This is a genomic window from Bartonella vinsonii subsp. arupensis OK-94-513 (assembly GCF_000278235.1).
Classification (GTDB): domain Bacteria; phylum Pseudomonadota; class Alphaproteobacteria; order Rhizobiales; family Rhizobiaceae; genus Bartonella; species Bartonella arupensis.
Genome location: NZ_JH725037.1, coordinates 64,826 through 78,015, shown reverse-complemented (window position 1 = coordinate 78,015; position 13,190 = coordinate 64,826). Strand labels below are relative to the sequence as shown.

Below are 13,190 nucleotides of genomic sequence, written 5' to 3'. Positions count from 1 at the left end.
CTTCTCTAGAAAGAGACGCTGAGAAGTACGAAGAAGAAATCAGAAATTATCTTTCAAGAAAAGCTTTTAGTGCTGCAAGTGCATCAGCAGCCTTCTTCCCTTCAGGACCACCAGCCTGCGCCATATCAGGACGTCCACCACCACCTTGACCACCAAGAACACCTGAAAGAATACGCACCAAATCAACAGCATTCAATTTATCCGTTAAATCATCAGTCACACCAACGATAGCACTCCCCTTGCCATCCTCTGAAACAGAAATAAAAGCAACTATCCCAGATCCAATCTGTTTTTTTCCAGAATCCGCTAACGCCTTAAGATCTCGCGGTGAAATATTTTGAACAACACATCCCATGAAAGAAATGCCATTGATGGTAGTAACATCTTCTTGACCACTTTGTACCGCCCCACCACTCAACACTATTTTCTTGCGTACGTCATTCAAGTCTTTTTCAAGTTTGCGACGATCATCAAGTAAAATTCGAACCCGTTCTTCCACATCAGCAGAAGAAGCTTTTAAAAGATAGGCAATTTTATGGATACGCTCATCTTGGCAAGTAAGATAAAGACGTGCTGCTGTACCGGTCAAAGCTTCAATACGACGAACCCCTGCGGCTACAGAACTTTCAGAAACGATATGAATTAAACCAATATCTCCTGTTCTTTCCACGTGCGTCCCACCACAAAGCTCAATTGACCAATTCCTTTTTAATCCTGTCTGCTCAAGCTGGTTTCCCATAGAAACAACGCGTACTTCATCTCCATATTTTTCACCAAATAGTGCCATTGCCCCTTCAGAAATTGCATCATCCACAAGCATGAGACGCGTTGTTACCTCACTATTTTGTAAAACAATATCATTTGCTAAATTTTCTATTGTTTTCAATTCTTCTGAAGAAATGGGTTTTGGATGAGAAAAATCAAAACGCAACCGATCCGGCGATACAAAAGAGCCCTTTTGAGTAACATGCGGTCCCAATACTTGTCGTAATGCTTCGTGTAATAAATGGGTAGCCGAATGGTTCGCACGAATTTTCTTACGACGAACAGAATCAACAATGAGTTCTACACAATCAGACGTTTTTGCCTGACCCGATTTTACTTCTCCAATATGAACAAAAACACCATCAGCTTTTTTCTGAGTATCATGCACCTCAAAAACAAAATTTTCACCAGAAATGATACCACTATCACCAATCTGCCCACCAGACTCGCCATAAAAAGGTGTCTGGTTCACAACAAGAACAGCTTTCTGCCCTGAAGAAATATGATCAACAATATAACCATCATATACAAGAGCCGTAAGAATGCCTTCAGCTTTTTCTGTTTCATAACCTAAAAATTCTGTGGCTCCTACTTTCTCACGAATAGAAAACCAAATCTTTTCTGTTACCGTTTCACCAGAACCAGACCAATTGGCACGTGCTTCCTCTTTTTGACGCTCCATCGCTTTATCAAAAGCATCAACATCAACAGATATTCCACGACACCGCAGAGCATCTTGCGTCAAATCGAGCGGAAAACCATATGTATCATAAAGTTTAAAAGCAATTTCGCCGCTAAAATAATCTCCTTCTTTAAGATTGATACTTGCTTCATTCAACAAACCGAGTCCTCGTTCAAGAGTTTTACGAAAACGGATTTCTTCTAACTTTAAAATTTCTGAAATCAAAGATTCAGCACGTACCAATTCGGGATAAGCTTGTCCCATTTCATGAATTAAAGCAGGCAACAGCCGCCACATTAAAGGTTCTTTAGTGCCAAGAAGATGGGCATGACGCATAGCACGACGCATAATACGACGTAAAACATATCCCCTTCCTTCATTGGAAGGAAGAACACCATCAGCAATCAAAAATGCACATGAGCGAAGATGATCAGCAATCACACGATGGCTCGCAACAAAATCACCGGTTGCCTTAACGCCTGTTATCTCTTGTGAGGCACGTATTAATGCACGGAAAAGATCAATATCATAATTATCATGAACCCCCTGTAAAACAGCAGCAATGCGCTCTAACCCCATACCTGTATCAATAGAAGGATGAGGCAATTCAACACGCTCTTCCTTACTCACCTGTTCATACTGCATGAAGACAAGATTCCAAATCTCAATAAAGCGATCACCATCTTCTTCCATACTTCCAGGCGGCCCTCCCCAGATTTTATCACCGTGATCATAAAAAATCTCCGAACAAGGACCGCAAGGGCCTGTATCTCCCATTGCCCAAAAATTATCAGCTGTTGCAATACGAACAATTTTTTCATCTGGAAGACCTGAAATTTTCCGCCATAACTCAGCAGCAACATCATCACTATGATAAACTGTCACTAACAGTTTTTCTTTTGGAAGGCGAAATTCCTTTGTTAAAAGGTTCCAGGATAAAAAAATGGCTTCTTCTTTGAAATAATCACCAAAAGAAAAATTACCCAGCATTTCAAAAAATGTATGATGGCGTGCTGTATAACCAACATTATCAAGATCATTATGCTTTCCACCCGCACGAACACATTTTTGTGCCGTTGTAGCCTGCTTATAAGGGCGCTGTTCAAGTCCAGTAAAAACATTTTTAAACTGCACCATTCCTGCATTTGTAAACATGAGTGTAGGATCATTACGCGGAACAAGTGGGCTCGAAGAAAGAACTTTATGTCCATTAAGTTGAAAATAATCTAAGAAAGTTGACCGTATGCTATTAACGCTACTCATATTGACACCTGCAGAGTACAGTACAAAACCATAAAAACTCCCTCTCCTTCATTAAATATCCTCTCTAGCACTCTTAGAGTTCATTTAATCAAAAAGCGGAATGTTTGTTCAAAAAAGTTGGAGAATAAGCGATCTTATACTTTAAAACTCTAACAAATAAAAATAGAAAAATTTCTCATAAAGAAATCACACTTAAATTACGTCATCGCTTTCTATATTTTCTGACCCTACATTTTCTAACAATTCAATCGCAATCAAACCTGCATTTTGGCGCAAAGCTGTTTCAATTTCCGTAGCTATTTCTGCATGTTCACGTAAAAACTGCTTTGCATTCTCACGCCCCTGCCCTAAACGCTGAGAATTATAAGAAAACCATGCACCAGATTTTTCCACAATGCCAACTTTAACACCCAAATCGATCAATTCGCCTACTTTAGAAATGCCTTCACCATAAATAATATCAAATTCAACTTGTTTGAATGGAGGTGCCAGCTTATTTTTCACTACTTTAACGCGCGTCTGATTCCCAACGATTGCATCCCTATCTTTAATGGATCCAATACGACGAATATCTAAACGAACAGAAGCATAAAACTTTAAAGCGTTTCCACCTGTTGTCGTTTCAGGAGAACCAAACATCACACCAATTTTCATGCGAATTTGATTAATAAAGATAACCATACAGTTAGAGCGAAAAATTGCGGCTGTTAATTTTCGCAATGCTTTACTCATTAACCGAGCTTGCAAACCGGGCAAAGCATCACCCATTTCACCATCAATTTCTGCACGCGGTGTCAAAGCTGCCACTGAATCAACAACAAGCACATCAACTGCACCAGAGCGAACAAGTGTCTCTGTAATTTCCAATGCCTGTTCACCAGTATCCGGTTGAGAAATAAATAAATTTTCTAAATCAACACCAAGTTTACGTGCATAAATAGGATCAAGAGCATGCTCTGCATCAATAAAAGCACAAATTCCACCAATTTTCTGTGCTTCAGCAATAGCGTGCAGAGCTAGTGTTGTCTTCCCAGAACTTTCTGGTCCATAAATCTCAACAATACGCCCTTTCGGTAATCCACCAACGCCTAAAGCAATATCCAAAGATAATGAACCTGTTGGGATTGTCTCAATTTCAACGACCTGCTCTTTTTGCCCAAGTCGCATAATTGAGCCCTTACCGAAAGAGCGTTCAATTTGTGAGAGAGCTGCATCGAGAGCTTTTGCTTTATCCACGATAATATCCTTAATCGATTCACAATAATCCAGCGTTTAGTGTACACTGTTATTTTAGCTTAACTAAAGTCTTGAATTGAGATTTTCACAGACTATTTGCATTTGCATTCTCATATTGTATCTTCAATATATCATCCCCATAAAAGAAAGGAGGCATATTTCTTATGTTATGAACATGATACGCCCCCCCATATAAAGGGGGAAAACCTAGTATAGTTATATCCCGCCTCTATAAAAGAAACAATTTAAATTTTATTTTTAATGAGCCCGTTTTTGGCGCAATTTCTTCCACCACTCAAGACGCTTTGCAATCTCACGTTCAAAGCCACGCTCTCGTGGTTTATAATAGCTCTGCCGCCCAAGTTTTTCAGGAAAATATTCCTGTCCTGAAAAAGCATCTGGTTCATCATGGTCATAACGATAACCATGTCCATACCCTTCTTCTTTCATAAATTTTGTAGGCGCATTAAGGATGTGTTTAGGAGGGGGCAAAGAACCGTTTTTACGTGCACAATGCAGTGCGGCTTTATACGCAAGATATGTTGCATTTGATTTTGGTGCAGTCGCAACATAAAGACATGCTTGCGCCAAGGCCAATTCCCCTTCTGGTGATCCCAAATAATCATAAGCATCTTTAGCAGCATTACAAATGACAAGAGCTTGTGGATCTGCCAACCCAACATCTTCAACAGCCATACGGACCAATCTTCGCCCAATATAGAGAGGATCTTCACCAGCATCAAACATACGAGCTAAATAATAAAGCGCAGCATCAGGATCAGATCCACGAACGGATTTATGCAATGCTGAAATGAGATTATAGTGACCTTCTCGACCTTTATCATAAATTGGAGCACGACGCTGAATGGTTTTTTGCAAAGCAATAGCATCAAATACCTCCCCAGGTTGTGCCGTACACCAAACTTCCTCTGCCAATATTAACGCTGCTCGAGCATCACCATCAGACATCCCGATCAAAACCTCTCTGGCCTTATCATCCAAAGGAAGAAGTTTTCCTTCCACTTCTTCAGCACGTTTCAAAAGCATGCCTAAGCTTTCATTGTTATGTGGAAGAAATGTCAAAACACGTGCCCGAGAAAGAAGCGCCGCATTCAGTTCAAATGAAGGATTTTCCGTTGTTGCCCCTATAAGGATAATAGTACCATCTTCCATAACAGGAAGAAAACTATCCTGTTGCGCACGATTAAATCGATGAATTTCGTCAACGAATAAAAGTGTCTGGCATCCAGACATAAAACGAGCCTGAGCACCTTCAAAAATTTTTTTAAGTTCAGAAACTCCAGTAAAAATAGCAGAAATTTGCTCAAAAGCGAATTGTTTTTCAAGTGCTAACAAGCGTGCAACCGTCGTTTTCCCCGTCCCTGGAGGACCCCAAAAAATCATAGAATGCATTGAACCGGATGCCAGCATACGCGAAAGCAATCCCTTTTCTCCAACCAAATGATTTTGTCCTATAACATCATGGAGAGAATGAGGCCGCATTCTTTCTGCAAGCGGTTGATTTTCATGAACTTGGAGCCCAAAAGATGAAGTAAAAAAATCTTTATTCAAAAAAAACCTCAGCGAATAAACTGGCGAATATACATACCATCACGTTCATATTCTAATTGCCAAATATTTGGGTGACCTTTCATAAGAATTTTTTTCAACTGGACAACTGTTTGAATCTTATGGCCATTAACAACACGCAAAATATCTCCTGGACGAAAAATCCCAGCAGCATTGCTTTCTTCATCAAGATTGGAGATCACAACACCTCGTGCAGAGAGAGGAAGATGAAAACGACGACTATTTTGTGGTGTTAAATCTAATATTTCAGCACCAGAAAGAGGACTTTCATCAGTAATTTTTTCAGATTTCAAAAATGCAGATTCCGGTATTGATGAAACAGTTATTTGCGTCTTTAAAATTTTTCCACTTCGTAAATATTCTAGAAGAAGACTATGTCCAATACCAGCTGTCATCAAACGATATCCAAGACCATCTGGGCTATCAACGCGCACCCCTTGCACACTCAAAATAACATCACCTACCTTCAAACCAGCTTTTCCAGCAGGACTACCTTCAATAACTTCAATAACAAGAGCACCATAAGGGCGTTCTAAACCTAAACCACCTGCAATATCAGGTGTAACATTTTGAAAAGATGCCCCAATATAAGGTGGCACAAAATATTTTCCACCACGTTTAACGGTATCAAGCATCACTTTTACAAGATTTGATGGAATAGCAAAACCAATCCCTACAGAACCACCTGAGCGCGAATAAATAGCCGTATTAATCCCGATTAACTGCCCTTTCATATCAATCAAAGCTCCACCAGAATTCCCCGGATTAATGGCAGCATCCGTTTGAATAAAAAAGTCAAAATCAGAAATACCAACCCGCGTACGTGCTTGCGCTGAAACGATACCACTTGTAACTGTTTGACCGACCCCAAAAGGATTACCTATTGCTAAGACAAGATCACCAACTTCAACTGCATCAGAATCTCCCAAAGGAAGAGTAGGAAACTGCACACCCTTTGCATCAATTTCAAGAACAGCAATATCGGTTTCTTCATCTCTTAACTTAACCTTACTTTCAAACTCCCGTCCATCAGAAAGAGCAACTTTAATTTCATCTGCATCTTTAATAACGTGGTAATTGGTAACGATCAAACCACCTGCATCCACAATCACCCCTGACCCCAATGATGATTGTCTACGCAAAGGACGATTATTTTGGAAGCGACCAAAAAACTGCTCAAAAAATGGATCTCCTTCAAAAGGTGAACGCGCTCTGATTTGCCGCGCTGCATAAATATTCACAACAGACGGAATAGTCTTTTTAACTAAAGGAGCAAATGAAAGAGTAATTTCTTGTTGTGTTTGTGGAATTTGAGCACACGCGCAACGAAAGGATATCTGTGCCATAATAGCAAACAAAAGCCCCACCAAAAGAGAATACTTCATAACTCACTCCTAAAAAACTAATCCACTCTCTCATATTAACAAGATAAGGATCCCTCTCATCCAACATAAGCTAAGAGTTTTTATTAATATTTATAATAAAGAAGAAAAACAACCATTTGAACAGCAAAATTATAAAAATAAAATAATTCAATATTTTACAATCTTCTCACTGTATTTATCTTTTAAGAAAAACGAATTCAGAAAAACTCACAAAAAAACCGCCCTTACAAGGCGGTTCTATAAAACTTAACAAAAAAGCGCATTATTATTATGAAGAAGCCTCTTTTTCATTTGCAGTACTTTCCGTGCGTACACGATCTATAGCGCCCTTCGCATCAACATCCCGATCAACAAACTCTATAACAGCCATGGGAGCATTATCACCTGTACGAAAACCCGCTTTCATAATACGCAAATAACCACCATTGCGCGATGCATAACGTGGCGCAAGTGTATCAAATAACTTTGCAACTTTTCCTGCATCGCGAAGCGCTGAAATTGCTTGCCGACGTGCATGCAAACCTCCACGCTTGCCGAGTGTAACGAGCTTTTCAACAATAGGACGAATTTCTTTAGCCTTTGGAAGGGTCGTCACAATCTGCTCATGCTCAATCAGCGAAACCGCCATGTTAGCAAACATCGCTTTACGGTGACTGGCAGTCCGGTTCAACTTGCGACCTGACTTACTATGGCGCATGAGTCTTCTCCTTAAATTCTAAATTTTAATATTGATCTTCATAACGTTTAGCAAGATCATCAATGTTTTCAGGCGGCCATGCAGAAATCTCCATACCAAGATGTAATCCCATACATGCCAAAACTTCTTTAATCTCATTTAATGACTTTCGCCCAAAATTCGGTGTCCGAAGCATTTCAGCTTCTGTTTTTTGGATAAGATCACCAATGTAGACAATATTATCATTCTTAAGACAATTTGCCGAACGGACTGAAAGCTCTAACTCATCAACTTTTTTGAGAAGCGCAGGATTAAAAGCAAGCTCTGAGTCAGACTCTTCAACAACTTCCTTTTGCGGCTCCTCAAAATTAACAAACAATGATAATTGATCCTGAAGAATACGTGCGGCAAAAGCAACAGCATCTTCTCCATTAACAGCACCATTTGTTTCAATCGTGAGCGTTAATTTATCATAATCCAGCACTTGGCCTTCACGTGTATTCTCTACTTTATAAGATACTTTACGAATTGGTGAATAAAGACTGTCAACTGGAATAAGGCCTATTCTTGCATCGTCAGCACAATTGCGATCAGATGGAACATAACCCTTTCCTGTATTGACAATAAATTCCATACGAATCTCAGCATCTTCATCAAGAGTACAGATAACATGCTCAGGATTCAGGATTTCCATATCCCCAACAGTATTGATATCTCCAGCTTTTACAACACCAGGCCCCTCTTTAGAAATAACAACGCGTTTAGGACCCTCTTCTTGCATACGCAATGCAATCTCTTTGATATTAAGAATAATATCTGTGACATCTTCACGCACGCCCGGAATTGATGAAAATTCATGTAAAACACCATCAATCTGCACAGCAGTAATTGCGGCACCACGAAGTGATGACAACAATACACGACGAAGCGCATTTCCTAACGTCAAGCCAAAACCACGCTCAAGAGGTTCCGCAACCACGCTTAAAATATTTGGGTTATCATGTGCACAAAACTCAACCTTATTGGGTTTAATCAGTTCCTGCCAGTTTTTCTGGATCATATTTTTATTCCCGTTCTTTAGTTCCGTTACCATTCAATCGTAACGGACAATGTGAACATCAGAGAAAGCTCTGACAACAAAAAACAATACCCAATTAAACACGCCGTCTTTTTCGTGGACGGCATCCATTATGAGGAATTGGCGTTACATCACGAATGGAAGTAATAACAAAACCAACAGACTGTAATGCACGCAAAGCGGACTCACGGCCCGATCCAGGACCACAAACCTCAACCTCTAACGAACGCATACCATGCTCCTGCGCTTTCCTAGCACAATCTTCTGCAGCAACCTGAGCTGCAAAAGGTGTAGATTTACGCGAACCTTTAAATCCCTGAGCACCAGCAGACGACCATGCAATTGCATTCCCCTGAGCGTCAGTAATTGTAATCATTGTATTGTTAAATGTTGAATTGATATGAACAACACCTGATGAAATATTTTTGCGCTCGCGACGACGAACACGTGTGGCTTCCTTTGCCATAATCTTCCTTTCAACGATCTCTTCACTGCCGTAACACCAGCAGCTCCACCTTTCTTTTCCTTATTAAAAACCTCAATAAGAAACAGAATACGAAAATAAAAACCTTTTTTCAAAAAAAGATAAAAAAGACTCTTATTTTTTCTTACCAGCGATTGCCTTAGCTGGCCCCTTACGTGTACGTGCATTCGTATGTGTACGCTGCCCACGAACAGGCAAAGAACGACGATGACGCAAACCACGGTAGCAACCAAGGTCCATCAAACGCTTAACATTCATAGCAACCTCACGGCGAAGATCCCCTTCAACCTGATAGCCCTGGTCTATCGCCTCGCGAATTTGCAGAACTTCCGCATCTGAAAGTTCATGCACACGACGCCCCATGGGAATACCAACCTTTTTAGTAATTTCTTGGGCAAATTTTGGTCCAATCCCGTGGATATATTGAAGCGCAATAATTACACGCTTATTTGTCGGGATATTGACGCCAGCAATACGAGCCACGCCTATTCTCCTTAGTTATATTGACGATTAGCCATAAAATACCTGATGTACCTTACAGAAAAAATGATCCGGCATAAACATATTCCGAATCCTATTACTTTACTGAAATAAATTAAAGCTGTTTTGATAGATTTCATAGAAAAAGTCAACACTTTTCATTTATTTCTAAAAAAAATCTTATTGAAGAAGCTCTCTAATCGCGCGCGATACCTCAGTAATACCAATCATTCCATCAACTACCTTCAATAATCCCTTCTCTGAATAAAATTTTGATAGGGGAACTGTTTTTTCACGATATTCCACTAATCGCTTTGCAAACGCAATAGGGTTATCATCTGAACGAACCTTTTCACCAGCTGCTATTGTTTCCTCAACGCGTTTCTTCATTCGCTCAATCAATGTATCTTCATCAATACGCAGCTCGATAACAGCATCAAGCTGCATATTTTTTGACTGCAAAATCTGTTGCAACGCTTCTGCCTGTCCCACAGTTCGTGGATATCCATCCAAGACAAAACCGTTCACACAATCACTTTCATCAATCCGATCTGATACAATTTGATTCACAATACTATCGGAAACCAAAGCACCAGAGCTCATAATAGCTTTAGCTTTTTTGCCAACTTCTGTTTCTCTAGTGATAACCTCACGCAACATATCGCCTGTTGATAACTGAGGGATATTATACGCCTCGACTAACATTTTAGCTTGTGTACCTTTTCCAGCTCCAGGAGGTCCTAAAAGAATAATTCTCATCGATTCCTTCTGCCTCCACGAAGTTTTGACTTTTTAATCAATCCTTCATATTGGTGTGCAACAAGGTGTCCTTGAATTTGAGCAACCGTATCAAGAGTTACAGTAACAACAATCAACAAGGACGTTCCCCCAAGATAAAAAGGCACCTGTAGCGCGGAGATCATAAATTCAGGGAGCAAACAAACTAAAATGATATAAATTGCTCCTACAACAGTAATGCGGGTCAAAACATAATCAATATATTCAGCCGTACGTTCACCAGGACGAATCCCAGGAATAAAACCAGAATGCTTTTTTAACTGATCGGCTGTATCACTTGGATTAAACACAATAGCCGTATAAAAAAAGCAAAAAAATGCCATCAAAAGTGCATAAACAATCATATAAAGTGGCTGTCCATGACCAAGAGAATAAGAAATAGCTTGAACCCATTGAGGCATTTTATCAGAAAAATTATTAACAGTTGCAGGCAATAACAATAAAGAGGAAGCAAAAATTGGTGGAATAACACCAGCAGTATTCAACTTTAAAGGAAGATGTGACATATCACCTTGAAAAATTTGATTACCAACTTGTCGTTTCGGGTACTGAATAAGAATTCTCCGTTGCGCACGCTCTACAAAAACAATAACTCCGATAACAAAAACCGCAATAAGAACGATTCCTATTAATAAAAAAGTTGATAAATCAGCCTGACTATGAGCAGTCAAAAGTTGAGCAAAAGTGGAAGGAAGATTAGCAACAATACCTGTAAAAATAATAAGAGAAACCCCATTACCGACACCACGTGACGTAATTTGCTCACCAAGCCACATGAGAAACATTGTCCCCCCCACAAGCGTAATAACAGAGGAAATACGGAACATAAGACCCGGCTCCACAACAATTTGAAGTCCTGTTCCTATACCAGATTCAAGCGCAACCGCGATACCAAATGCCTGTAGAATTGCCAATACTACCGTTACATAACGGGTATACTGATTAATAATCTTACGACCCAGTTCACCTTCTTTTTTAAGAGTTTCTAATGAAGGGATAACGGAAGTCAGCAACTGCACAATAATTGATGCCGATATATAGGGCATAATTCCCAATGCAAAAATCGCCATGCGGCTAACAGCGCCTCCAGCAAACATATTAAACAATCCCAAAACACCTGATGCATGATGTTCAAATGTTTGCCGTAAAGAATCGATATTAATACCTGGAAGGGAGATATAAGTACCAAAGCGATAAACAAGAAGCGCAGCAAGGGTAAACCAAATGCGCTTTTTCAATTCAGTTGCACGCGAAAAAGTGCTAAAGTTTATATTGGAAGCAAATTGCTCTGCTGCTGATGCCATAAAACCTCTCCGATCCACACTCCAGTTCTTTAAAGCACAGAAGTATAACTTCTCAAACTCATATCGTTATACATAAATAAATGCAGAACTCAAATAACTTTCCATAAAAGATATCCCAAACAAAGCATACAAGCTTCCTTGGAATATCATTCATATCAAACAAGCTCACCGAGCAGTTTCAAGAAAAGTAACCTGCCCCCCAGCCTTTTCAACCTTAATACGAGCAGCTTCAGAAGCACCAGAAACATGAACAATAATCTTTGCTTTCAACTCACCATCAGAAAGAAGACGTACTCCATCTTTCACACGACGAAGAATACCAGCTTCTTTCAGGGCAATAATATCAATAGGCTTTTCAATATTCAACTTACCAGCATCAATTGCCAACTGAATACGTCCTAGTGAAACTTCGTTATAAGTTTTAGCAAAAAAATTTCTAAATCCACGCTTTGGCAAACGACGATAGATAGGCATTTGCCCACCTTCAAAACCATTAAGCGAGACACCAGAACGCGATTTTTGTCCTTTTACACCGCGACCACCGGTCTTACCAGTACCTGAACCAATACCACGTCCAACACGTTTACGATCTCTTGTTGCGCCTTCACGATCATGCAGTTCATTGAGTTTCATATCTTATACTCCTCAACCTTTAATCTTCATCTATAACGCGAACAAGATGCCGAACACGAGCAATCATACCTCGCACGCAAAGTGTATCTTCTAGAACACGCCGTCTTCGCATTTTATTTAATCCAAGCCCTTTCAAAGTCGCACGTTGAATCTGCGAATTCCGAATTGGACTTCCAACTTGTTCTACTGTCACAGTTTTGACACTCTGAGATTTTTTCTGAACCATTTTCTAATTCCTTTTCTGATAATCTCAGAAACTATCCTTCCGCATCGACTAAATGTCGACGACGTGCCTGTAAAGTTGAATATTTGATACCACGTTGAGCTGCAATATCTCTAGGATGCATTTGATGCTTTAACGCATCAAATGTTGCACGCACCATATTATAAGGATTGGACGACCCCAATGATTTTGCAACCACATCCTGCATACCAAGAGTTTCAAAAATAGCACGCATCGGTCCACCAGCAATAATACCAGTACCAGCAGAAGCTGAACGTAACAAAACACGCCCTGCCCCGTGACGACCTTCAAGATCATGATGCAATGTACGCCCAGACCGAAGCGGAACATAAATCATTCCACGCTTTGCAGCTTCTGTAGCTTTACGCACTGCTTCTGGTACTTCACGTGCTTTACCATGACCAAAGCCCACACGACCTTTTTGATCTCCAACAACAACAAGAGCAGCGAAACCAAAACGTCGACCACCCTTTACAACTTTAGCGACACGATTGATATGAACAAGTCTATCGACCAATTCACTCTCACGTTCTTCTCGCTCACCACGTTCTTTCTGTGCCATTCCTCATTCC

General features: G+C 40.1%; 13 protein-coding genes. All 13 read right to left on the bottom strand.

Annotated features, from left to right (window positions below):
* Positions 1 to 46: 46 nt before the first annotated feature.
* Entirely contained in the window at positions 47 to 2,710 is a 2,664-nt protein-coding gene (alaS, locus tag ME1_RS00365; RefSeq protein ID WP_004861922.1) for an alanine--tRNA ligase, read from the bottom strand.
* Positions 2,711 to 2,902: 192 nt separating this feature from the next.
* On the bottom strand, positions 2,903 to 3,946 hold the full coding sequence (gene recA, locus ME1_RS00360; RefSeq protein ID WP_004861920.1) for a recombinase RecA: 1,044 nt from the start codon (positions 3,944 to 3,946) through the stop codon (positions 2,903 to 2,905).
* A gap of 258 nt (positions 3,947 to 4,204) precedes the next feature.
* On the bottom strand, positions 4,205 to 5,518 hold the full coding sequence (locus ME1_RS00355; protein ID WP_004861918.1) for a replication-associated recombination protein A: 1,314 nt from the start codon (positions 5,516 to 5,518) through the stop codon (positions 4,205 to 4,207).
* Positions 5,519 to 5,526: 8 nt separating this feature from the next.
* Positions 5,527 to 6,921 (bottom strand): DegQ family serine endoprotease, encoded by a 1,395-nt coding sequence (locus ME1_RS00350; RefSeq protein ID WP_004861916.1) that lies wholly within the window; start codon positions 6,919 to 6,921, stop codon positions 5,527 to 5,529.
* 268 nt (positions 6,922 to 7,189) lie between these two features.
* The gene (rplQ, locus tag ME1_RS00345) at positions 7,190 to 7,618 is read right to left on the bottom strand and encodes a 50S ribosomal protein L17 (protein WP_004861914.1); all 429 of its coding nucleotides are present in this window, start codon (positions 7,616 to 7,618) and stop codon (positions 7,190 to 7,192) included.
* A 25-nt stretch (positions 7,619 to 7,643) separates the two neighbouring features.
* Positions 7,644 to 8,657 carry a DNA-directed RNA polymerase subunit alpha gene (locus tag ME1_RS00340; RefSeq protein ID WP_004861911.1) on the bottom strand — a complete coding sequence of 338 codons (1,014 nt, stop codon included), beginning with the start codon at positions 8,655 to 8,657 and terminating at the stop codon, positions 7,644 to 7,646.
* Between the two features lie 94 nt (positions 8,658 to 8,751).
* Positions 8,752 to 9,141 (bottom strand): 30S ribosomal protein S11, encoded by a 390-nt coding sequence (gene rpsK / locus ME1_RS00335; RefSeq protein ID WP_004861909.1) that lies wholly within the window; start codon positions 9,139 to 9,141, stop codon positions 8,752 to 8,754.
* Between the two features lie 132 nt (positions 9,142 to 9,273).
* Positions 9,274 to 9,642, bottom strand: coding sequence for a 30S ribosomal protein S13 (gene rpsM / locus ME1_RS00330; RefSeq protein WP_004861906.1), 369 nt, complete (start codon positions 9,640 to 9,642; stop codon positions 9,274 to 9,276).
* Positions 9,643 to 9,819: 177 nt separating this feature from the next.
* Positions 9,820 to 10,398, bottom strand: a complete 579-nt coding sequence (locus tag ME1_RS00325; protein ID WP_004861902.1) for an adenylate kinase — start codon at positions 10,396 to 10,398, stop codon at positions 9,820 to 9,822.
* The gene (gene secY / locus ME1_RS00320) at positions 10,395 to 11,741 is read right to left on the bottom strand and encodes a preprotein translocase subunit SecY (RefSeq protein ID WP_004861899.1); all 1,347 of its coding nucleotides are present in this window, start codon (positions 11,739 to 11,741) and stop codon (positions 10,395 to 10,397) included. The genes ME1_RS00325 and secY overlap by 4 nt, the downstream gene beginning before the upstream one ends.
* 165 nt (positions 11,742 to 11,906) lie before the next feature.
* Complete coding sequence (rplO, locus tag ME1_RS00315) at positions 11,907 to 12,374, bottom strand: 50S ribosomal protein L15 (protein ID WP_004861897.1); 468 nt, start codon at positions 12,372 to 12,374, stop codon at positions 11,907 to 11,909.
* 19 nt (positions 12,375 to 12,393) lie between these two features.
* On the bottom strand, positions 12,394 to 12,600 hold the full coding sequence (gene rpmD / locus ME1_RS00310; RefSeq protein ID WP_004861893.1) for a 50S ribosomal protein L30: 207 nt from the start codon (positions 12,598 to 12,600) through the stop codon (positions 12,394 to 12,396).
* Positions 12,601 to 12,631: 31 nt separating this feature from the next.
* A complete protein-coding gene (gene rpsE / locus ME1_RS00305) occupies positions 12,632 to 13,180 on the bottom strand; it encodes a 30S ribosomal protein S5 (protein WP_004861890.1) in 549 nt (182 codons plus the stop codon).
* Positions 13,181 to 13,190 lie beyond the last annotated feature (10 nt).